This window comes from Mycolicibacter virginiensis, from assembly GCF_022374935.2.
Classification (GTDB): domain Bacteria; phylum Actinomycetota; class Actinomycetes; order Mycobacteriales; family Mycobacteriaceae; genus Mycobacterium; species Mycobacterium virginiense.
On record NZ_CP092430.2, the window covers coordinates 1 to 22,571 of the forward strand.

Sequence of the window (22,571 nt, forward strand, 5' to 3'; positions counted from 1 at the left end):
GTGCCAGGCCAGACGGCGTCGAACCAGGGGGATGGGGCTTTGAGTGAGGACCCCGGCACTGCGTTCCTCAGTCTCTGGGACGAGGTAGTAGCCGAACTCAACGGTGAAGCCCCGCCAACCAACGGTGCGGCACCGACATTGACTCCCCAGCAGAAGGCCTGGCTCAAGCTGGTCCACCCGCTTGCCATTGTCGAGGGTTTTGCTCTGCTGGCGGTTCCGAGCAGCTTCGTCCAAAACGAAATAGAACGGCATCTGCGGACCCAGATCACCGACGCACTCAGCCGACGCCTCGGTCACGCCATCGAGCTCGGGGTTCGGATCGCGCCGCAACCCGTAGAGGACCAACCCAGCGCATCCAGCACCGACAGCGGTGTAGAGGTACGCGCCGACGACGAAGACGACGACACCACCGACGTCGAGTACGACTGGCCCAACTACTTCACCGAACGGCCCAGTGAGGACTCGCCTACCGCCGACGGCGCGAGCCTCAACCGGCGCTATACCTTCGACACCTTCGTCATCGGCACGTCCAACCGGTTCGCCCACGCCGCCGCGCTGGCCATCGCCGAAGCACCGGCACGCGCCTACAACCCCCTGTTCATCTGGGGTGAATCCGGTCTGGGTAAGACTCACCTGCTGCACGCGGCCGGCAACTACACCCAGCGGCTGTTTCCCGGGATGCGCGTCAAGTACGTCTCCACCGAAGAGTTCACCAACGACTTCATCAACTCACTTCGCGACGACCGCAAGGTGGCGTTTAAGCGCAGCTACCGCGACATCGATGTCCTGCTGGTCGATGACATCCAGTTCATCGAGGGCAAAGAAGGTATCCAGGAAGAGTTCTTCCATACCTTCAACACGCTGCACAACGCCAACAAGCAGATCGTGATCACTTCCGACCGCGCACCGAAACAGCTTGCCACCCTTGAGGATCGGCTTCGCACCCGTTTCGAGTGGGGATTGATCACCGACGTCCAGCCGCCGGATCTGGAGACCCGGATCGCCATTTTGCGTAAGAAGGCGCAGATGGATCGTCTGGACGTGCCCGGCGACGTGCTCGAACTCATCGCCACCAGCATCGAACGCAACATCCGCGAACTCGAGGGTGCGCTGATCCGCGTCACCGCATTCGCCTCGCTCAACAAGACCCCGATCGACCGGGCGTTGGCCGAGATTGTGTTGCGTGACCTGATCGCCGACGCCAGCACCATGCAGATCAGCGCCGCGATCATCATGGCTGTCATCGCCGAATACTTCGACACCAGCGTCGAGGAGTTGCGCGGCCCGGGCAAGACCCGCCCGCTGGCCCAGTCCCGCCAGATCGCCATGTATCTGTGCCGCGAACTCACGGATCTGTCACTACCCAAGATCGGGCAGGCCTTCGGGCGTGATCACACCACGGTGATGTACGCCGAACGCAAGATCCGCGGGGAGATGGCCGAGCGACGCGAGGTCTTCGATCAAGTCAAAGAGCTCACTACCCGGATCCGGCAGCGCGCCAAGCGCTGATTCGCGGCTTTGTAGTCCGTCCTTCTTACAAAAAACTTTGGACCCACTCGTACCACCCGTCACGGTCAACGCCTGTGGATACCGCTGCGGAGAACCTGTCCACGATCCGATAACGAACCGTCAGTCGATCCACACCGGCTCAGTCATACACAGCCGTGTCGGCCGACCCGGGCGTGTCATTCACTGGTGCTCCCCAGCCCGGTGCCCCCGCTCAGCAGCGACGATGCCACGCTGTGCCCAGCATCCACAGGACTTACTACTAATACTGGGAGTTATCCCTCGATTCTTTTTAAAAACAGGTCGTTGGGGATTCGGGTCAACCCGGGCTGTTCACAACCGGCCAAGCTCGTCGGTGGCCAAGGCCATGCTGAGCCGCTCGGTGTCGAGGTTTAACTTTCAAGAAGGCCGTCCAGGCTCTACGGTTGGTGACCTACCGCTCTTACACTTCGGCGTGGGGCGTTGCACGGCCGCGGGTGGGGGTGTTCACCAGTCGCCGCAGGGTAGAGCTCGATATCGGGGTGACGAGAGGACGTTATGGACGCGGCGACCACGAACGCGGGTCTGACCGACTTGAAGTTCCGCCTGGACCGGGATGACTTCGCTGACGCGGTGGCGTGGGTGGCGAAGTCTCTGCCGGCCCGGCCCACGGTGCCACTGTTGGCCGGGGTACTGCTGACCGGTTCCGACAACGGTCTGACCGTGTCCGGATTCGATTACGAAGTCTCCGCCGAAGTTCAGCTTGCTGCTGAGATCGCTTCTCCTGGAAGCGTTTTGGTATCAGGACGACTGCTCTCGGATATCACCAGGGCGCTGCCGGCCAAGCCGGTCGAAGTCCAGGTCGAGTCCACTCGGGTCTCCTTGACCTGTGGGAATGCACGATTCTCGCTGCCCACCATGACGGTCGAGGACTACCCCACGTTGCCGACGTTGCCCGACGAAACGGGTGTGCTGTCCTCCGATGTGTTCGCCGAGGCGATCAGCCAGGTAGCCGTGGCCGCCGGCCGCGATGACACGCTGCCCATGTTGACCGGTATACGTGTCGAAATCTCCGGCAACACAGTGGTTTTGGCTGCCACCGACCGTTTCCGCCTGGCCGTTCGCGAGTTGAGTTGGACTGCCGCACCCGGTACCGAAGCGGCGGTCTTGGTCCCGGCGAAGACCCTCGCCGAAGCGGCCAAGGCCAGCAGCGACGGTAACGAGGTGCATCTGGCTTTGGGCGCTGGTGCTTCGGTCGGCAATGAGGGCCTGCTGGGTATCACCAGCGCTGGAAAGCGCAGCACGACTCGACTGTTAGATGCCGAATTCCCGAAATTCCGGCAGCTGCTGCCCAGCGAGCACCTTGCTGTCGCCACCATCGGTGTCGCTGAGCTCACCGAGGCGATCAAGCGTGTGGCTTTGGTGGCCGACCGGGGCGCCCAGGTGCGCATGGAGCTGTCCGACGGAACTCTGCGACTGTCGGCCGGCGCGGAAGACGTCGGTCGTGCCGAGGAAGATCTGCCGATCGACTTCGTCGGCGAGCCGTTGACGATCGCATTCAACCCGACCTACCTCACCGACGGGTTGGGATCGCTGCACAGCGAGAAAGTGTCGATGGGTTTCACGGATCCGAAGAAGCCGGCGGTGCTGCGCCCAGCCAGTGCCGAGGATCCTGCGCTGATCGGTGAGGGTCCGTTCCCGGCGGTGCCGTCGGATTACGTCTACCTGTTGATGCCGGTTCGCCTGCCTGGCTAATCGCCGCGGCAGCGACGACGGGAGGGGTTGGTTTCTCGGTGTATGTCCGCCACGTGGGCCTGCGGGATTTCCGGTCCTGGGCGCACGTTGATCTGGAACTGGAACCGGGCGCGACGGTGCTGGTCGGACCGAATGGCTTTGGGAAGACCAATCTCGTTGAAGCACTGTGGTATTCGTCCACTTTAGGATCCCACCGGGTGGCCACGGACGCGCCACTGATTCGATCGGGCGCCACCCGCGCAGTGGTGTCCACCATCGTGGTGAACGAGGGGCGCGAACTCGCTGTCGATTTGGAGATCGCCGCAGGTCGGGCCAACAAGGTGCGGCTCAACCGTGCGCCGGTGCGCCACGCCCGCGAAGTCGTGGGGGTGCTGCGTGCGGTGTTGTTCGCCCCCGAAGATTTGGCGCTGGTGCGCGGGGATCCCGGTGAGCGCCGCCGCTACCTGGACGAACTGGCCAGCGTGCGCCGTCCGCGGATCGCCGGGGTACGCGCCGACTACGACAAGGTGCTACGACAGCGCACCGCGCTGCTCAAAAGTGCCCCGGGCGCACTGCACCGCGGTGATCGAGCGGTGCTCGACACCCTTGACGTCTGGGACTCCCAATTGGCGTTGCACGGCGCTGAGCTGATGGCCGCCCGCATTGATCTGGTCAACCAGTTGGCGCCGGAAGTCGAGAAGGCCTATCAACTCCTGGCGCCCGGCACCAGAACCGCCGCCGTGGCCTATCGGCCGAAACTCGAGCTCCCCGTCGGTGCCGAGAACCCGAGCGCGGTCGAACTGCAAGAAGCCCTGCTCGCGGAGCTGGCGCGTCGCCGCAGTGCGGAATTGGAACGCGGCGTGTGCCTGGTCGGCCCGCACCGCGACGAGCTGGAGTTGCGGCTCGGCGACCGACCGGTGAAAGGTTTTGCCAGCCATGGTGAGTCATGGTCAATGGCTCTGGCGCTGCGACTGGCTTCCTATGAATTACTCCGCAGCGAAGGCGCCGAGCCCGTGCTGTTGCTCGACGATGTCTTCGCCGAACTAGACGCCGCGCGGCGCCGGGCGCTGGCCGGCGTCGCTGCGTCGGCAGAGCAGGTCTTGATCACCGCCGCCGTCCCCGACGATGTCCCCGCCGACTGGCACGCCCGCCGTATTCGTATCGCGGTCACTGAAGGCGACGAGGGCAGGGTGTCGGGATTGATGGACGAAGCTTCGTGACCGACTTCGACGAATCTCACGACGAACCGGCTCTGCAGCCACCGGCGCACCTGGCCGGCCTGACCGGCATGGATCTTGTCCGCCGGACGCTGGCCGAAGCACGCGAAGCGGCCCGCAGCCAGGGCAAAGACGTCGGGCAAGGCCGCCGGGCTCCGCTGCGCCGCCGTACCCCGGGCACCGGCGGTGGCCGCCGCAGTTGGTCGGGGCCGGGACCGGATCGCCGGGATCCCCAGAGCCTGGGCGCCGCCACCCGAGATTTGGCGCAATCCCGGGGCTGGTCTGCTCAGGTGGCCGAAGGCACGGTGCTGGGTCAATGGCGCTCCGTGGTCGGTGACGACATCGCTTCGCACGCAACTCCCACCCGGCTCTCCGACGGGGTGCTCAGCGTCGCGGCCGAATCGACGGCCTGGGCCACCCAGTTACGCCTGGTCCAGGCCCAATTGCTGGCCAAGATCGCCGCGGCCGTCGGCGACGGCGTGGTGAAGACGCTCAAGATCACCGGCCCGACGGCTCCTTCCTGGCGCAAAGGGCCGCTCCACGTCTCGGGTCGGGGCCCACGCGACACCTACGGCTGAGCTACCTCTGGAATCTGGCGCCTGTGTGGCGCTACGAGCAAAAAAATCGCTCCGGCCACCGGCGGGACACGAGGCAAACCGCGATATCGACGCCACGGCGCAATCAGGTAGGTAGAAACAGCCGAAGAAAATGCTCGCCGTCGGGGCCCCAAGGTAGACTGGCTCAGTATCCCGCGCATGCACCCGAGTGATGCGTCGAATGCTGACTTGCGAACCTGAGGAGAGCTCCCCGACCGTGGCTGCCCAAAACAAATATGGTGCCGATTCGATCAAGGTTCTCGAAGGCCTCGAAGCAGTCCGTAAAAGACCCGGTATGTACATCGGCTCCACCGGTGAACGCGGTCTCCACCACCTGATCTGGGAGGTTGTCGACAACGCCGTCGACGAGGCCATGGCCGGCTACGCCTCGAAGGTGACCGTCCGCATCCTCGAAGACGGTGGCGTCGAGGTCACCGATGACGGTCGAGGCATCCCGGTGGCCATGCACGCCACCGGCGTACCCACCGTGGACGTCGTCATGACCGTGCTGCACGCCGGCGGAAAGTTCGAAGAAGGCGCCTACAGCGTCTCCGGTGGTCTGCACGGCGTCGGTGTCTCGGTGGTCAACGCCCTGTCGACGCGCCTGGAAGCCGACATCTTCCGAGACGGCTACGAGTGGTTCCAGACCTACGACAAGTCGGTTCCGGGAACCCTGCGCAAGGGTGAGAAGAGCAAGAAGAGCGGCACCACGATCCGGTTCTGGGCGGATCCGGACATCTTCGAGACCACTACTTATGACTTCGAGACCGTCGCACGTCGGTTGCAGGAGATGGCGTTCCTCAACAAGGGCCTGACCATCGACCTGACCGACGAGCGGGTGCGCGTCGAAGAGGTCGTTGACGAAGTGGTCAGCGATACCGCCGAAGCACCGAAGACCGCCGAGGAACAGGCCGCCGAGGCAGTCGCCCCGCACAAGGTCAAGCACCGGGTCTTCCATTACCCGGGCGGGCTGCGCGATTTCGTTCAACACATCAACCGCAGCAAGACCGCGATCCACCCGACCATCGTCGACTTCGACGGCAAGGGAACCGGACACGAAGTCGAGATCGCTTTGCAGTGGAACGGTGGTTACTCGGAGTCGGTGCACACCTTCGCCAACACCATCAACACCGCCGAAGGCGGCACCCACGAGGAGGGCTTCCGGTCGGCGTTGACCAGCGTGGTCAACAAGTACGCCAAAGACAAGAAGCTGCTCAAAGACAAGGATCCCAACCTCACCGGTGACGACATCCGCGAGGGCTTGGCCGCGGTCATCTCGGTGAAGGTGTCCCAGCCGCAGTTCGAGGGGCAGACCAAGACCAAACTGGGCAACACCGAGGTCAAGTCGTTCGTGCAGAAGGTCTGCAATGAGCAGCTCGGCCACTGGTTCGAGGCCAACCCCGCCGAAGCCAAGACCATCATCAACAAAGCGGTCTCTTCGGCGCAGGCTCGGATGGCCGCCCGCAAAGCCCGAGAATTGGTGCGGCGCAAGAGCGCAACGGATCTCGGCGGTCTGCCCGGAAAGCTGGCCGACTGCCGCTCTAATGACCCGAGTAAGTCCGAACTGTATGTGGTGGAGGGTGATTCAGCCGGCGGCTCGGCCAAGAGTGGCCGCGACTCGATGTTCCAGGCGATCCTGCCGCTGCGCGGCAAGATCATCAACGTCGAGAAGGCGCGTATCGACCGTGTGCTGAAGAACAACGAGGTTCAGGCGATTATCACCGCTCTGGGCACCGGTATTCACGACGAGTTCGACATCTCCAAGCTGCGCTATCACAAGATCGTGCTGATGGCCGACGCCGACGTCGACGGCCAGCACATCTCCACGCTGCTGCTCACCCTGCTGTTCCGTTTCATGCGGCCGCTGGTGGAGCACGGCCACGTGTTCTTGGCGCAGCCGCCGCTGTACAAGCTCAAGTGGCAGCGCGGCAACGACGCCGAATTCGCCTACTCCGACCGCGAACGCGACGGTCTGCTCGAAGCCGGCAAAGCCGCCGGCAAGAAGATCAACATGGATGACGGCATTCAGCGCTACAAGGGTCTCGGTGAGATGGACGCCAAGGAGTTGTGGGAGACCACGATGGACCCGAGCGTGCGGGTGCTGCGTCAGATCACCCTCGACGACGCTGCTGCCGCGGACGAGCTGTTCTCGATCCTGATGGGCGAGGACGTTGAGGCCCGCCGCAGCTTCATCACGCGGAACGCGAAAGACGTTCGCTTCTTGGACGTTTAGAGATGGACCGCGATGTCGGGCGACGCCGAGCGACGTTGACGAGATATCGCGACATCTGACCTGACTGACTTCTTCACAGAACGAGGAATAGATGACAGACACCACGCTGCCACCCGGAGACGACTCGGTAGACCGGATCGAACCGGTCGACATCCAGCAGGAGATGCAGCGCAGCTACATCGACTACGCCATGAGCGTGATCGTGGGCCGTGCACTGCCCGAGGTGCGTGACGGTCTCAAGCCGGTGCACCGCCGCGTGCTCTACGCGATGTATGACTCCGGATTCCGTCCCGACCGCAGCCACGCGAAATCCGCACGGTCGGTTGCCGAGACGATGGGTAACTACCACCCGCACGGCGACGCCTCGATCTACGACACCCTGGTCCGGATGGCCCAGCCGTGGTCGCTGCGTTACCCGCTGGTCGACGGCCAGGGCAACTTCGGTTCGCCGGGCAATGACCCCGCGGCCGCCATGCGTTACACCGAGGCCCGGCTGACCCCGCTGGCCATGGAGATGCTGCGCGAAATCGACGAGGAAACGGTCGATTTCGTCCCGAACTACGACGGCCGGGTGCAAGAGCCGACGGTGTTGCCGAGCCGGTTCCCGAACCTGCTGGCCAACGGTTCCGGCGGTATCGCAGTCGGTATGGCAACCAACATCCCGCCGCACAACCTGCGCGAACTCGCCGAAGCGGTGTTCTGGTGCCTGGACAACCACGAGGCCGACGAAGAGACCACCCTGGAAGCGGTGATGGAGCGGGTCAAGGGCCCCGACTTCCCCACCTCCGGCCTGATCGTCGGTTCGCAGGGCATCAATGACGCCTACCGAACCGGGCGCGGCTCCATCCGGATGCGCGGCGTCGTTGAGATCGAGGAGGACTCGCGTGGGCGGGCCCTGCTGGTCATCACCGAGCTGCCGTACCAGGTCAACCACGACAACTTCATCACGTCGATCGCCGAGCAGGTGCGCGACGGAAAGTTGGTGGGAATCGCCAACATTGAAGACCAGAGCAGTGACCGCGTGGGCCTGCGCATCGTCGTCGAGATCAAGCGCGACGCGGTGGCCAAGGTGGTGCTGAACAACCTCTACAAGCACACCCAGTTGCAGACCAGCTTCGGCGCCAACATGCTCTCGATCGTCGACGGGGTGCCGCGCACCCTGCGGCTGGATCAGATGATCCGCTACTACGTGGCGCATCAGCTGGATGTCATCGTTCGGCGTACCCGCTACCGGCTCCGTAAAGCCGAAGAGCGCGCCCACATCCTGCGCGGTCTGGTCAAGGCTCTCGATGCGCTCGACGAGGTGATCGCCCTCATCCGGGCATCGCAGACCGTCGACATCGCTCGCCAGGGCCTGATCGAGCTGCTCGACATCGATGACATTCAGGCACAAGCGATCCTGGACATGCAGCTGCGCCGGCTGGCGGCGCTGGAACGCCAGAAGATCATCGATGAATTGGCCAAGATCGAGGCCGAGATCGCCGATCTCAAGGACATCCTGGACAAGCCGGAACGACAGCGCGCGATCGTGCACGACGAGTTGGCGGAGCTCGTCGAGAAGCACGGCGACGACCGGCGCACCCGGATCATCGCCGCCGACGGGGACGTCGCCGACGAAGATCTGATCGCCCGTGAGGACGTGGTGGTCACCATCACCGAGACCGGCTACGCCAAGCGCACCAAGACCGATCTGTACCGCAGCCAGAAGCGCGGCGGTAAGGGTGTACAGGGCGCCGGCCTCAAGCAGGACGACATCGTCGCGCACTTCTTCGTCTGCTCCACGCACGACTGGATCCTGTTTTTCACCACGCAGGGCCGGGTGTACCGAGCCAAGGCCTACGACTTGCCGGAGGCGTTGCGCACCGCACGCGGCCAGCACGTCGCCAACCTGCTGGCCTTCCAGCCCGAAGAGCGCATCGCTCAGGTCATCCAGATCAAGAGCTACGAAGACGCGCCGTATCTGGTGTTGGCCACCCGCAACGGTCTGGTCAAGAAGTCCAAGCTGACCGACTTCGACTCCAACCGGTCCGGTGGCATTGTCGCGATCAACCTGCGCGACGGGGACGAACTGGTGGGCGCGGTGCTGTGCTCCGCCGAGGAGGACCTGCTGCTGGTGTCGGCGAACGGTCAGTCCATCCGGTTCTCGGCGACCGACGACGCGCTGCGGCCGATGGGGCGCGCCACCTCCGGTGTGCAGGGCATGCGGTTCAACGCCGATGACCGGCTGCTGTCGCTCAACGTGGTCCGCGAGGACACTTATCTGCTGGTGGCCACGGCGGGCGGGTACGCCAAGCGCACGGCGATCGAGGAGTACACCGCGCAGGGTCGCGGCGGCAAGGGCATCCTGACCATTCAGTATGACCCGAAGCGCGGTTCGCTGGTTGGGGCCCTGATCGTCGACGACGAGAGCGAGCTCTACGCGATCACCTCCGGTGGCGGCGTGATTCGCACCGCGGCACGGCAGGTTCGCAAGGCCGGACGGCAGACTAAGGGCGTTCGGTTGATGAACTTGGGTGAGGGCGACACACTGATAGCGATTGCGCGGAACGCTGACGAAGAGGCGGCCGACGAGGACTCGGGTAGCTAAACCCGACGTCAGACCCGGCCGCGGCGCGGTGGGGATACGCAGGTAAGGAGTCGTGGGTGAGCGCACCGAACGAGCCGGGGCACCCGGGCAATGGGGGCAAGGCGGAGTCGGCCGGAAACGGTCCGGCCGAGCCAGGTCAACGGCCCCCGGGCCGTCCCGGCCGGATCACCGAGACCGGGGAAGCCCCGCCGTGGCAGCGCGGCGGCCAGGCCCGCCCGCCCGCACCGGCTCGACCCGGCGACGGCGGGGCGCACTCCGCCGGCGTTGACGAGCGGATCCGCCGGTTCGTGTCCGGTACGGCTGCCCCGACGGCGCCTCCCGCCCCCGGCGCACCGCAGCAGGCTGCGGCCAAGCCGCCGGCCCAGCCCGCCAAGCCGCCGGCTCCACCGGCCAAGCCGGCCGCCAAGGCCGCGCCACCGGTGAAGCCCGCCCAGCCCGACGACGCCTACGCCAGCGAGTTGCCGGATCTGTCCGAACCGGCGCAGCGGCGGTCTCCGGCCCGCCGCCCGCAGGTATCGGCGGGCACGCGCGGGCCGCTGCGCGCCAGCATGCAGATCCGCCGAATCGACCCCTGGAGCGCGCTCAAGGTGTCGTTGCTGCTGTCGACGGCGCTGTTCTTCGTCTGGATGATCGCGGTGGCAGTGCTGTACGTCGCTTTGGGCGCCATGGGCGTCTGGAGCAAGCTGAACAGCAATGTGGGCGACCTGTTGACCAACAACAGTGCCGCCGAACTGGTTTCCGCCGGTTCGATTTTCGGCGGCGCCGCGCTGATCGGGCTGGTGAATGTCGTGGTGCTGACCGCGATGGCCACCCTCGGCGTGGTGATCTACAACCTCAGTACCGACGTGGTCGGCGGTGTGGAGGTAACCCTGGCCGACCGGGACTGACCGCCCGCCTGCGCTGGCCTTTTAGTCGCATTTTGGTCGGCGGGCGTTTGGTGCGGTAATCTCGCTCGGTCGTTAGACGACTACGGGCCTATAGCTCAGGCGGTTAGAGCGCTTCGCTGATAACGAAGAGGTCGGAGGTTCGAGTCCTCCTAGGCCCACGAGTCCCACCAGGGGCCTTAGCTCAGTTGGTAGAGCGCTGCCTTTGCAAGGCAGATGTCAGGAGTTCGAATCTCCTAGGCTCCACAATGCGACCGCGAAAGCGTCGCCCTGCGTACTAAATCTTGTGCTGTGCGTCCACGCTCGGTGGGCGCGGCGACGACTCCTGAGGCCGGTTCGAGCGGCGGATCAACACCGCCACCACCCCGCCCGCCAGCAGTGCCGCGCCGGCGGCCGCCACGATCACCCAGGATCGGCGAACATGACGGCGAGGGGGACGTCCCTCCAGCAGCTCCGGGAAGCCGGCAACGGCCTCTTGGGCGGCGGCCAATTCCCGGGCCGCGGCTTCGGCGGCCTCGGCGACGCGGTCGGACAGTTGGCTCTCCCGATAGCGCCGGCGTAGTTCCACCGCCCCGCGCCGCACAGCGGCGCCACTGAGACCCGCGGCGCCAAGCGCCACATCCACCGGCCCGGCAGCGGTATGGGCGAGCCCCCGTGTCAGGCGCTCTCGGTGGGTCAGCGGGGTCTCGGTCGCCAGGCGCATGGCACAACGCTACCCGTGACGCAGCCCACCACGCCGCGAATGGCAGACTGTGATCCCATGACCTCCAGCTCCATTGCCACCGCAACTGCCACGCTGCACACCAACCGCGGCGACATCAAGATCGCGCTGTTCGGCAACCACGCCCCCAAGACCGTGGCCAACTTCGTCGGCCTGGCCCAGGGCACCAAGGAGTACTCGACCACCAACGCCTCCGGCGGCTCGTCGGGTCCGTTCTACGACGGCGCGGTGTTCCACCGGGTGATCGGCGGATTCATGATCCAGGGCGGCGACCCGACCGGTACCGGCCGCGGCGGCCCCGGTTACAAGTTCGAGGACGAGTTCCACCCCGAGCTGGTGTTCGACAAGCCCTACCTGCTGGCGATGGCCAACGCCGGACCGGGCACCAACGGCTCGCAGTTCTTCATCACCGTGGGCCAGACCCCGCACTTGAACCGCAAGCACACCATTTTCGGTGAGGTCGTGGACGCGGACTCACAGGCCGTCGTGGACGCCATCGCCACCACCGCGACCGACCGTGCCGACCGGCCTACGGAGCCTGTCGTCATCGAGTCGATCACCGTCGCCTAACAGCGACGCGCAGCTTGTTGTCAGCGGCCGGTGTAGCCGGCCGCTGACAGTGTTTCGAACACATCGCGTGGGTCGGTTCCTAAATCCCACCGCGACAAGATCAGCAACTCGTCATCGAGAGTCTCGATCTCCAGTAGCCGATGCTTGCGCCCGATGCGCTGATACTCCGTGACCCGAAGCCGAGTGAGGCTGTCCGGGGTGAGCACTCGGGTGCGCCACCAACCGCGCAGCTCGAGGCCGTCGAAAGTCAGCGCCAGCTTGGGCCGGGCCCGCCACGACAGCCCGGCAAACACCATCAGACCCACTCCGGCAACGCTGGCCAAAACGCGTCCCGGCGTATCGGTGGCGACCGTCGCAGCGCCGATGGCTAGTACCGCCCCGACCAGCGCGCAACCGGCGATTCCACCCGCCGGTGGCGACCACTCCGTCTGCTCATGCCCGTCCTGAGTCATCTCGACCTGCGGGTTTCAAAGTTATCTACAGGAGTTGTCCACAGTGGGGATAAATCACATCGATGTGATTGGGCAGGTGGTTGGTTGCCCAGCTGGCATCGGCGGCGGCCCGACATAACCGAAATACCGCGTCTGCGCAGCTCAGTGCCAGCGCATGGTGAGCAACAGCCCGGTGATCATGAAGGCAAACGCGATGGCATAGTTCCACGGGCCCAGCTCAGCCATCCAGTTGAGCGCCGCGGGGGCGTCCAGCCCGGTGGCCCCCAGCTGATACACCATCAGCCACACCAGTCCGAGGAGCATCAGCCCCAAGAACAGTGCGACGAACCATGTGCTCGATGGGCCGCCTTTGACCTTGACCGGGGTACGGCTCACCGACGAGGGGGCGAAACTGGTGGTCTTCTTGCGAACCTTGGACTTGGGCATCGGTACCTCGGGAAAGTGCGGCGTGAAGCTGCGAGTATGGGTCGGTACGAGATTAGCCCAGCAGGATAACCCAGCCGAGAACGGGAGAGCCGATGGAGCGCAACGGGCTGCCGTCTTCCGGCCGCCGCTCCCCGTGGCGGCTCGGAGTCCCGCTGGTCTGCCTACTGGCCGGCCTGCTGTTGGCGGCCACGCACGGGGTCTCCGGCGGCAAAGAGATCCGGCGCGGCGACGCCCCCCGGCTGGTTGACCTGGTCCGCGCAACCCAGGCCACGGTGGAAGAACTCACCGCGCAACGTGACACGTTGGCAGCCGGCGTGGGGTCCGTGCACGGCCGAGGCTCCGGGGTTGCCCTGTCTGCGATGCGCAAACGCAGCGAGCAGCTCGCCGAGGCCGCCGGCCTGGAGGCGATGCACGGCCCGGGCCTGGTGGTGACCCTGACCGACGCCCAGCGCGACGCCAACGGCCGGTTTCCCCGGGACGCCTCCCCCGACGACCTGGTGGTGCACCAACAGGACATCTCCGCCGTGCTCAACGCGTTGTGGAGCGCCGGCGCCGAAGCGGTGCAGATGCAGGACCAGCGGATCACCGCGGCGTCGGCGCCGCGGTGCGTGGGCAACACCCTGCTCTTGGACGGCCGAACCTACAGCCCCCCGTACGTGGTGACCGCAATCGGTGACCCGGCCGCGATGCAGGCCGCCTTGGCCGCCGATCCCCTGATCACGCTGTACAAGCAGTACGTGATCCGGTTCGGCCTGGGCTACAGCGAACAGGTGGGGACGGATCTCGCGGTTGCCGAGACGCCGGCCGTCGCCCGGATGCGCTATGCCGTGCCGGCCGGGCCGGTGGACTATTGATTGGTGCGCCGCCGCCCGCCATCAACACGGCGGTAGCCTGTTGGTCGTGCGGATCCTCGTCGTCGACAATTACGACAGCTTTGTGTTCAACCTGGTCCAGTATCTGGGCCAGTTGGGTGTAGAGGCTGCCGTCTGGCGTAACGACGACGCCCGCCTCGCCGACCCTGCCACTGCGGTGGCCGACTTCGACGGGGTGCTGCTCAGCCCCGGACCGGGCACGCCCGAACGGGCCGGCGCCTCGATCGCCCTGGTCGGTGCGTGCGCAGCCGCGGGGATCCCCGTGCTGGGAGTTTGTCTGGGGCACCAAGCGATCGGCGTGGCCTTCGGTGGCACCGTGGGCCGGGCGCCGGAGCTGCTGCACGGCAAGACCAGCACGGTCTTTCACTCCGATGCCGGGGTCCTCAAGGGTCTGCCGGACCCATTCACGGCCACCCGCTACCACTCGTTGACGATCCTGCCCGAGACGCTGCCCCCCGTTCTGGAGGCGACGGCGCGCACCCGCGGCGGCGTGATCATGGCGGTCCGGCACACCGAGCTGCCCATCCACGGGGTGCAGTTCCACCCGGAGTCCATCCTCACCGAGGGCGGTCACCGGATGCTGGCCAACTGGCTGGGTTACTGCGGGTATGCCTGCGACGACGCTTTGGTGCGTCGGCTCGAGGACGAGATCGCCGCGACTGTGCAGACCGCTCGCCCGCCCGCCCCTGTTCCGTAGCCGATCGCTGACGACGAACTACTGGCCGAAGCGCAGTGTGATGTTGCCGTCGGTGTTCACACCCTGTCCGGCCGCGGGGCTCTGGTAGAGCACCCGGTTGTGCCCGGACCCCCCGGCGTCGACGTCGGCGCCCTTGACCAGCATGCCGGTCCAGCCCAGTGCCCGTAGCTGCGGCTCGGCGTCGGTCCAGAACATGCCGGCCAGATCCGGCATCACAAACTGGTTGCCCCGCGACACCCGCAGCTCGATCACCGCGTCCACCGGAACCGTCTCACCACTGGGCGGGCTGGTGGCGATCACCTCGCCGGCCGGCCGCGGACTGTCCACCGTCACCTCGGTGATCTTGGTGAAGCCGTAGACGGTCAGGTTCTTCTGCGCCAGATCCAGCGTCTGGCCGGTGACGTCGGGAACGGGTTTGGTGGCCGGGCCGCTGCCGATCACGATGATGATCTCGTTGGTGACCGCCGTGGTCTGATTCGCCGGCGGGTTGGTGCCGACCACCTTGTCCTTGAGTTCCGGGGTCGACGGCGAGTTGACCTGCTTGAACTTGCCGAACCCGGCGGCGGTCAGCTTCTTGACCGCGTCGGCGTAGCTCAACGTCGCCACATCGGGAAGCTGGCGCTGCTCCGGCCCGTAGGACACGTCGACGGTGATCTTGTCGCCCTTGTTCGCCGGGGCGCCGGCGGGCGGGTCGGTGCCGATCACATGGTCGGGCGGGACGGTCGAGTCGGCGCGCTGCTCGGTGCGGGTCTTGAAGCCCTTGTTCTGTAGTTCGGCGATCGCGTCGACCGACGCACGGCCGCTGACGTCGGGAACCTGAATCTGGTGGGTGCGGCCGCCGAACGTGTTGATCGACACCGTGACGATGACGGTCAGCACGGCGAGCACGATCGCGGCGATCAGCCAGCGGCCCACCGAGCCCGGCCGCTCGTGGCCGAAGTCGAGCTCCTGGCGGGGCAGCGGGTCGGTCTGCGCGCCGATACCGTCGCCGGCGCGCGGCGTCATGATCGAGGCACGGTCAGCCGCGGTGAGCACCCGGGGGGCTTCGGGCGTCTCCCCGTTGTGGACCCGCACCAGATCGGCGCGCATCTCAGCGGCGGTCTGGTAGCGATTGTCTGGATTCTTCGCCAGTGCCTTGAGCACCACGGCGTCCAGATCGGCGGGCAGGCTCGGGAGCCGCTGCGACGGTGGCACCGGGTCTTCGCGGACGTGCTGGTAGGCCACCGCCACCGGTGAATCGCCGACGAAAGGTGGGTCACCGGTGAGGATTTCGTACAACACGCAGCCCAGCGAGTACACGTCGGAGCGGGCGTCGACGGTGTCGCCGCGAGCCTGTTCTGGCGAGAGATACTGGGCGGTGCCGATCACGGCGGCGGTCTGGGTGACGCTGTTGCCGGCGTCGGCGACGGCCCGGGCGATGCCGAAGTCCATCACCTTCACCGCGTTGTGCATGTCGATCATGATGTTGGCCGGCTTGACGTCGCGGTGGATGATGCCGTGCTGGTGGCTGAAGTTCAGCGCTTGGCAGGCGTCCGCGATCACCTCGATGGCGCGGATCGGCGGCATTGGCCCGTCGCTGTGCACGATGTCTCGCAGGGTGACGCCCTCGACGAGCTCCATCACGATGTAGGGCAGCGGACCGGCCGGGGTCTCGGCTTCACCGGTGTCGTAGACGGCGACGATCGCCGGGTGGTTCAAGGCAGCGGCGTTCTGCGCCTCCCGCCGGAAGCGCAGGTAGAAACTGGGGTCGCGGGCCAGGTCGGCGCGCAGCACCTTCACGGCGACCTCGCGGTGCAGGCGGGTGTCGACGGCGCGGTGCACCTCCGACATCCCGCCGAATCCAAGGATCTCGCCGAGCTCGTAGCGGTCCGACAGCCGCTGCGGCGTGGTCATCGCGACGTCCCGTGCCAGGTCCAACCCGACGAGTGCGCGGGCGGTGACGCCGAGGACGATTCAGAGCTCGACGAGCTGGTCAGCGGCGCCCCGGTGTCGGTGACGGTGGCCGGCGCCAGGGAACCGCCCGGGCTCTTCGCGTTGACCACGATCAGCACCGCGATGATGATCGCCAGCGTGCCGAGCACCCCGGCCGCCCACAGCAGCGCGCGCTGCCCGGCGGTGAACGTGCGTCGCGGCGGGGGCGTGCGATGGGTCCCGGTGCTGGGCCGGGCCCGGCGCGCCGCGGTGGCCCGGGCCGACACCGGTGGAGCGGCCCGGGTGACGACACCCGATGGGATGGCCGACGGGGCGGCACGCCCGGCCGGCAGTGCCTGACTGGGTCGGGTGGGACGGCGCCCGGACCGCACCGCGGCCACCGCGTCGGCGAACGGGCCGCCGCTGCGGTAGCGCATCCCCGGGTTCTTGGCCAGCGTGATCTCGATCAGTTCGCGCACGTTGGGCGGCAACTCGGCCGGCAGCGGCGGCGGCGGCTCCTTGATGTGCTTCATCGCGACGGTCAGCGCACCGTCGCCGGTGAACGGTCGACGGCCCGAGAGCACCTCGTAGCCGACCACACCCAGCGAATACACGTCACTGGCGGCGGTGGCGTCCTGGCCCAGCGCCTGCTCCGGGGCGATGTACTGGGCAGTGCCCATCACCATGCCGGTCTGGGTAACCGGGGCGGCGTCGACGGCCTTGGCGATGCCGAAGTCGGTGATCTTCACCTGGCCGGTGGGCGTGATCATGATGTTGCCGGGCTTGACGTCGCGGTGCACCAGCCCGGTGCTGTGCGCCACCTGCAGTGCGCGCCCGGTCTGCTCCAGCATGTCCAGGGCGTGCCGAAGCGACAATCGCCCGGTCCGCTTGAGCACCGAGTTCAGCGGCTCACCGTTGACCAATTCCATCACCAGGAACGCGGTGCGGCCTTCGCCGTCCAGCTCGGTCTCGCCGTAGTCGTGCACGCTGGCGATACCCGGGTGGTTGAGCATCGCGGTGTTGCGGGCCTCGGCGCGGAACCGCTCGATGAACTCCGGGTCCGAGGAGAACTCCGGCTTGAGCACCTTGACCGCGACGCGCCGGCCCAGCCGGTTGTCGACGGCCTCCCACACCTGGCCCATTCCGCCGGTGGCGATGAGCCGCTGCAACCGATAGCGCCCGGCCAGTGCCGCGCCGACCTGCGGACTCATGAGCGCCCCTGCAGCGCGGCCTGGATCACGGCGCGGCCGATCGGGGCGGCCAAGGCACCGCCGGTGGCGGCCAAGCGGTCGCCACCGTCTTCAACCAGGACGGCAACGGCCACTTTCGGGGCGCTGGCCGGGGCAAAGGCGATGTACCACGCGTGCGGCGGGGTGTTCCGCGGATCGGCACCGTGTTCGGCGGTGCCGGTCTTCGACGCGATCTGTACGCCCGGGATGGCCCCCTCCTGCTGGGTCATTCTTTCGGCGTCGATCATTAGTTCAGTTAGCTTAGCCGCGACCTGCGAGGACACTGCACGGCGCTGCTCGCGCGGTTGGGTGGTGGCGATGCCCGCGAGGTCCGGACCCTCGAGGCCGTCGACCAGATACGGCTGCATGGTCAGCCCGCCGTTGGCGATGGTTGCCGCGATGACCGCGTTCTTCAGCGGGGTGATGGCGACATCCTTCTGTCCGATGCTGGTCATGCCGAGAGCGGCGGCGTCGCCGATTCGGCCGACGGTGGACTCCGCGACCTGCAGCGGCATCGGTTCGGGGGTGATATCCAGCCCGAACCCCTGGGCAGTGCTGCGCAGAGCGTCCACGCCGGTACGAATACCCAACTGGACGAAGGCGGTGTTGCAGGAACGTGCGAACGCCATCCGCAGCGGAACGGTCTGCTCGTTGCCGCCCTCGCAGGTGGTACCGCCGTAGTTCTCCAGCGCGACCGTGCTGTCGGGTAGCGCGATGCGCGCCGCGTTGGTCAGCGGCTCGTTCTCACTGACGCCGGCCTGCAGCGCCGCTGCGGTCGTGATCACCTTGAACGTCGAACCCGGCGGGTAGGTCTCGCTGATGGCGCGGTTGGTCAGCGGCGAGGCGGGGTCGTCGCGCAGCTGTTGCCAGGCCTGACCCTGCTTGGCCGAATCGTGCGAGGACAGCAGGTTGGGGTCATATGACGGCGCGGACACCATCGCCAGGACCTTGCCGGTGGACGGCTCCAGGGCCACCACCGCACCGCGACAGCCGCCGGTGCAACCCTTCTGCATCGCCTCCCAGCCGGCTTGCTGCACCCGGGGCCGGATGGTGGTCTCCACGGTGCCGCCGCGCGGGCTGCGGCCGGTGAAGAAGTCGGCTAACCGCAGCCCGAACAGGCGCGGGTCCGACCCGTTGAGCACGGTGTCCTCGGCGCGCTCGAGGCCGCTGCTGGAGTACCGCAGCGAGTAGAACCCGGTGACCGGCGCGTACACCGCCGGTTCGGGGTAGATGCGCTGGTATTTGATCCGGCCGTCGGTGGCGACCGAGTAGGCCAGCAGTTGGCCGGCGGCGGTGATCTGGCCGCGTTGCCGGGAGTATTCGTCGAGCAGCACCCGCTGGTTTCGCGGGTCGGCGCGCAGCCCATCGGCGGCGAAGACCTGGGTCAGGGTGGCGTTGCCCAACAGCAGCACGATCAGCGCCATCAGGGTCATCGTGACGCGGCGCAGGGAGGTATTCATACGCGCTCGATCACCGCCGTGCCGGTGTCGCCGATCGGAGTCGGACGCACGGGATGGGTGCTCAGCGGCCGGCGGGCGGCGTGCGAGACGCGCAGCACGATCGCCAGCAGCACATAGTTGGCCAGTAACGATGATCCGCCATAGGACAGCCACGGGGTGGTGAGCCCGGTCAGCGGAATCAGTTTCGTCACCCCGCCGACCACGATGAACAGCTGAATGCCCAAGGTGGCGGCCAAGCCGGCGGCCAACAGCTTGCCGAAGCTGTCACGCACCGCGATCGCTGTCCGCATCCCGCGCACGATCACGATGGTGTAGAGGATCAGCACGCCCGCGAGCCCGACCAGGCCCAGCTCCTCGCCGAATGCGGCGATGATGAAGTCGGTCGACGCCGCGGGCACATAACCGGGCTGTCCGTTGCCCAATCCGGTGCCGAAGATGCCGCCGGTGGCGAAGCTGAACAGCGACTGCACCATCTGATAGCCGACGCCTTCCGGGTCGGCGAAGGGGTCCAGCCAAGTCTGCACCCGCACCCGGACGTGGCTGAACAGGAAGTAGGCGGCCACGCTGCCGGCGGCGAACAGCAGCATGCCGATCACCATCCAGCTGAACCGGCGGGTGGCCAGGTACACCACCACCAAAAACGATGCGTACAGCAGCAGCGACGTACCGAGGTCCTTCTCGAACGCCATGACTCCGACCGAGATCACCCAGGCAGCCAGCAGCGGCGCCAAGTCGCGGGGCCGGGGCAGGTTCATGCCCAGCACGTGCTTGCCGGCGCTGGTGAACAGCCGGCGCTTGGACACCAGCACCGCGGCAAAGAAGATCAGCAATAAGATCTTGGAGAACTCGGCGGGCTGAATTGTGAAGCCCGGCAACCGAATCCAGATCTTGGCACCCTGGCGCTCGGACAGCGAGGCCGGCAGCAGGGCGGGAATCACCAGCAGCACCAGGCCGGCCAGGCCGCAGACGTAGCCGCTGCCGGAGAGTTGGCGATGGTCTTTGAGGGCCACCAGCACCAGGGCGAAGACGCCTACGCCGACCAGTGTCCACAGCATCTGCGCGCTGGCGCCGGGCCGCGCGTCGGCGCCGTCGATCCCGACGCCGAGATCGATGCGGTGGATCATCACCAGCCCAAGGCCGTTGAGCAGCGCCACCACTGGCAGCAGCAGCGGGTCGGCATAACGCGCCGACCGCCGGATCACCAGGTGCGCGAAGCCGAAAAGCACCAGAAACGCCACCCCGTACCCGACCAGGTCGGGGCGCAGGCCCTGCTCGTGACCGGCCTCGACGATCAGCATCGCCACCGCGATGATGATGGTGGCGAAGCACAGCAGCAGCAGTTCGGCGTTACGTCGATCCGGCAGCGCCGGGGTCAGCGTCACCGGCGGCTGCGGCGCCGTGCTCACTTCCTCATCGCTCCGCACTGCGTCGTCGCCGGCGGTGTTCAAGGCGCGCCGCTTCTCCGCATCGCTCCGCACGCTCCGCTCTGCGTCGTCGCCGGCGCGGGTCATGAGGCCGCCCGGCAGTCGGTCCCCGGTTCTGGAGGTGCCGGCGGCAGGTTGGTCAGGGTGGGCAGACGCGACTTTCCGGACGGGGGCGGTGGGCCGGGCCGCGGACCGGTCGGGACCAGACCAGGGGCCGGCGTGCGCGACGGCGTCGAGTTGCTGCCGGTGGTGGTGCCGTGCGGGCACGGCGGCAGCAGGGAATCGCGGGCCAGATTGCGCAGTTGGGTGATCGCGTCGTCGAGGGTGCCGGCGGGCAGCCCGTTGCTGACCTGTTGGCGGGCCGGCGGGCGGAGGTCCTGCAGCGTCATCAGTCGGCAGGCCAATTTGTCGCCGGACTGCTTGAAGCTGATCTGCACCAACTCGCCCTTGCTGTCCAGACAGCCGAGCAAGTAGGGCTCCTGCAGCGGCACGCCCAGGATGGATCCCTGCACACCGCGCATGATCGCCACCGTGCCGCCATAGGCGGTGACGTAGTAGTTGGTGCGCACCACCGCGCGCCCGACCAGCAGCCCGGCACCCAGCAGTGCCAGCAGCAGCGCTGCGACGATGAACTTGCGCCGCCGGGAGCGAGGTGGGCGGTCGGGCGTTTCGATACGCGGCAGCACGCGCTTGGCGACCGTTTTGCGCGGGGAGATCGCCGACGCCCGCCCGGCGGCGGTGTTGAGGGCGATCACATGGTCGTCGTCGCTGTCGGAGACCGCCCCGGCCAGGATCGGCTGGGTCTGGCCGTAGTCGACGTCGACGACGTCGGCCACCACCACCGTGACGTTGTCCGGCCCGCCGCCGCGCAGCGCCAACTCGATGAGCCGCAGCGCGCAGTCGTTGACGTCGGGGATCTCCAGCGCCTCGTGGATGGTCTCGGTGCTCACCGGGTCCGACAGACCGTCGGAGCACAGCAGATAGCGATCGCCGGCCTGCGCTTCGCGCATGATCAGCGTCGGCTCCACCTCATGGCCGGTCAGGGCGCGCATGATCAGCGAGCGCTGCGGATGGCTGTGTGCCTCCTCCAAGGTGATGCGGCCTTCGTCGACCAGGGTCTGTACGAAGGTGTCGTCCTTGGTGATCTGGGTGAGCTCGCCGTCGCGCAGCAGGTAGCCGCGGGAGTCGCCGATGTGGGCCAGCCCCAGCCGGGGGCCGGCGAACAGGATCGTGGTCAGCGTGGTGCCCATGCCTTCGAGCTCGGGGTGCTCTTCGACATAGGCCGCGATGGCCGCGTTGCCCTCTTGCACGGCGTTTTCCAGCTTCGCCAGCAGATCGCCGCCGGGCTCGTCATCGTCGAGGTGCGCCAGTGCGGCGATCACCAGTTGCGACGCGACTTCACCGGCCGCGTGCCCGCCCATGCCGTCGGCCAACGCCAACAGCCGGGCACCGGCGTAGACGGAGTCCTCGTTGTTGGAGCGCACCAGACCGCGGTCGCTACGGGCGGCGTACCGCAGAACCAGGCTCACCGGCGGAGCTCGATCGCGGTCTTGCCGATTCGTATCGGCGTGCCGACTGGAACCCGTACCGCAGTGGTCACCTTCACCCTGTCAAGGTAGGTCCCGTTGGTCGAACCCAGATCTTCGACATACCATTCCGTGCCCCGCTGAGACAGCCGCGCGTGCCGGGTGGAGGCGTAATCGTCGGTGAGTACCAGCGTGGAGTCGTCGGCGCGGCCCACCAGAACCGGCTGGTCGCTGAGCGCGATGCGCGCCCCGGTCAGCGGTCCTTCGGTCACCACCAGATGCCGTGCGGTGGTGCGTTGCTGGCGCGGCGGGAGCAGCACGCCACGGATCGACAGCCCACGGCGGACCATCACCGCGCCGGTGGGTGCGTAGATGTCGGTCCGCAATATCCGCAGCACGGACCAGATGAACAGCCACAACAACGTCAAAAAACCGGCTCGCGTCAGCTGCAGCACCAGTCCCTGCATCCGGCGTCCTCTCCGTTGTCGCGCAGCCCATGGCGTGCTCCTGACGGCGGAGCACTTCGGCAAAGTCACGATACTTGGGC

The 22,571-nt window shown here is 66.9% G+C and carries 19 protein-coding genes and 2 tRNA genes; 12 read left to right on the plus strand and 9 right to left on the minus strand.

Features of this window, described 5'->3' with window-relative positions:
* Positions 1-39: 39 nt before the first annotated feature.
* From dnaA to MJO54_RS00045, 9 genes are all read left to right on the plus strand, one after another.
* Positions 40-1,509 carry a chromosomal replication initiator protein DnaA gene (gene dnaA / locus MJO54_RS00005; RefSeq protein WP_046283927.1) on the plus strand — a complete coding sequence of 490 codons (1,470 nt, stop codon included), beginning with the start codon at positions 40-42 and terminating at the stop codon, positions 1,507-1,509.
* Positions 1,510-2,043: 534 nt separating this feature from the next.
* Positions 2,044-3,240, plus strand: a complete 1,197-nt coding sequence (gene dnaN / locus MJO54_RS00010; protein WP_105295351.1) for a DNA polymerase III subunit beta — start codon at positions 2,044-2,046, stop codon at positions 3,238-3,240.
* Between the two features lie 38 nt (positions 3,241-3,278).
* A complete protein-coding gene (recF, locus tag MJO54_RS00015) occupies positions 3,279-4,439 on the plus strand; it encodes a DNA replication/repair protein RecF (protein WP_046283929.1) in 1,161 nt (386 codons plus the stop codon).
* Complete coding sequence (locus MJO54_RS00020) at positions 4,436-5,014, plus strand: DUF721 family protein (protein ID WP_046283930.1); 579 nt, start codon at positions 4,436-4,438, stop codon at positions 5,012-5,014. The genes recF and MJO54_RS00020 overlap by 4 nt, the downstream gene beginning before the upstream one ends.
* Positions 5,015-5,213: 199 nt before the next feature.
* Positions 5,214-7,265, plus strand: coding sequence for a DNA topoisomerase (ATP-hydrolyzing) subunit B (gyrB, locus tag MJO54_RS00025; protein WP_105295350.1), 2,052 nt, complete (start codon positions 5,214-5,216; stop codon positions 7,263-7,265).
* Between the two features lie 91 nt (positions 7,266-7,356).
* Entirely contained in the window at positions 7,357-9,852 is a 2,496-nt protein-coding gene (gyrA, locus tag MJO54_RS00030; RefSeq protein ID WP_046283932.1) for a DNA gyrase subunit A, read from the plus strand.
* A 56-nt stretch (positions 9,853-9,908) separates the two neighbouring features.
* Positions 9,909-10,739, plus strand: coding sequence for a DUF3566 domain-containing protein (locus MJO54_RS00035; protein ID WP_064888361.1), 831 nt, complete (start codon positions 9,909-9,911; stop codon positions 10,737-10,739).
* A gap of 84 nt (positions 10,740-10,823) precedes the next feature.
* A tRNA-Ile gene (locus MJO54_RS00040) sits at positions 10,824-10,897 on the plus strand.
* 12 nt (positions 10,898-10,909) lie between these two features.
* Positions 10,910-10,982, plus strand: a tRNA-Ala gene (locus MJO54_RS00045).
* Between the two features lie 31 nt (positions 10,983-11,013).
* Here MJO54_RS00045 and cwsA read toward each other — a convergent pair.
* Complete coding sequence (cwsA, locus tag MJO54_RS00050) at positions 11,014-11,439, minus strand: cell wall synthesis protein CwsA (protein WP_065152013.1); 426 nt, start codon at positions 11,437-11,439, stop codon at positions 11,014-11,016.
* A gap of 39 nt (positions 11,440-11,478) precedes the next feature.
* Here cwsA and MJO54_RS00055 point away from each other — a divergent pair, with 39 nt between their 5' ends.
* Positions 11,479-12,027: a peptidylprolyl isomerase gene (locus MJO54_RS00055; RefSeq protein ID WP_078058862.1), complete on the plus strand. Its 549-nt coding sequence runs from the start codon at positions 11,479-11,481 to the stop codon at positions 12,025-12,027.
* A gap of 20 nt (positions 12,028-12,047) precedes the next feature.
* Here MJO54_RS00055 and MJO54_RS00060 read toward each other — a convergent pair whose 3' ends face one another.
* Both MJO54_RS00060 and crgA read right to left on the minus strand, forming a co-directional pair.
* Positions 12,048-12,479, minus strand: a complete 432-nt coding sequence (locus MJO54_RS00060; RefSeq protein ID WP_105294869.1) for a PH domain-containing protein — start codon at positions 12,477-12,479, stop codon at positions 12,048-12,050.
* Between the two features lie 141 nt (positions 12,480-12,620).
* Positions 12,621-12,905: a cell division protein CrgA gene (gene crgA / locus MJO54_RS00065; RefSeq protein ID WP_046283937.1), complete on the minus strand. Its 285-nt coding sequence runs from the start codon at positions 12,903-12,905 to the stop codon at positions 12,621-12,623.
* 92 nt (positions 12,906-12,997) lie between these two features.
* On the opposite strand from crgA, the gene MJO54_RS00070 reads away from it, so the two are divergent.
* Positions 12,998-13,759 carry a DUF881 domain-containing protein gene (locus tag MJO54_RS00070; RefSeq protein WP_105294870.1) on the plus strand — a complete coding sequence of 254 codons (762 nt, stop codon included), beginning with the start codon at positions 12,998-13,000 and terminating at the stop codon, positions 13,757-13,759.
* 46 nt (positions 13,760-13,805) lie between these two features.
* Positions 13,806-14,474: an aminodeoxychorismate/anthranilate synthase component II gene (locus MJO54_RS00075; protein ID WP_105294871.1), complete on the plus strand. Its 669-nt coding sequence runs from the start codon at positions 13,806-13,808 to the stop codon at positions 14,472-14,474.
* Positions 14,475-14,492: 18 nt separating this feature from the next.
* On the opposite strand, the gene pknB is transcribed toward MJO54_RS00075, so the two are convergent.
* From pknB to MJO54_RS00105, 6 genes are all read right to left on the minus strand, one after another.
* Positions 14,493-16,367, minus strand: a complete 1,875-nt coding sequence (gene pknB, locus MJO54_RS00080; protein ID WP_065152033.1) for a Stk1 family PASTA domain-containing Ser/Thr kinase — start codon at positions 16,365-16,367, stop codon at positions 14,493-14,495.
* On the minus strand, positions 16,364-17,596 hold the full coding sequence (locus MJO54_RS00085) for a protein kinase domain-containing protein (protein ID WP_046283940.1): 1,233 nt from the start codon (positions 17,594-17,596) through the stop codon (positions 16,364-16,366). Before MJO54_RS00085 ends, pknB begins: the two co-directional genes overlap by 4 nt.
* Entirely contained in the window at positions 17,593-19,074 is a 1,482-nt protein-coding gene (pbpA, locus tag MJO54_RS00090) for a D,D-transpeptidase PbpA (protein WP_046283941.1), read from the minus strand. The genes MJO54_RS00085 and pbpA overlap by 4 nt, the downstream gene beginning before the upstream one ends.
* Positions 19,071-20,480: a peptidoglycan glycosyltransferase RodA gene (locus MJO54_RS00095; RefSeq protein WP_046283946.1), complete on the minus strand. Its 1,410-nt coding sequence runs from the start codon at positions 20,478-20,480 to the stop codon at positions 19,071-19,073. Before MJO54_RS00095 ends, pbpA begins: the two co-directional genes overlap by 4 nt.
* A gap of 101 nt (positions 20,481-20,581) precedes the next feature.
* Positions 20,582-22,027, minus strand: coding sequence for a PP2C family protein-serine/threonine phosphatase (locus MJO54_RS00100; RefSeq protein WP_065152011.1), 1,446 nt, complete (start codon positions 22,025-22,027; stop codon positions 20,582-20,584).
* Positions 22,024-22,491, minus strand: coding sequence for an FHA domain-containing protein FhaB/FipA (locus MJO54_RS00105; protein WP_024442112.1), 468 nt, complete (start codon positions 22,489-22,491; stop codon positions 22,024-22,026). The genes MJO54_RS00100 and MJO54_RS00105 overlap by 4 nt, the downstream gene beginning before the upstream one ends.
* Between the last annotated feature and the right edge of the window lie 80 nt (positions 22,492-22,571).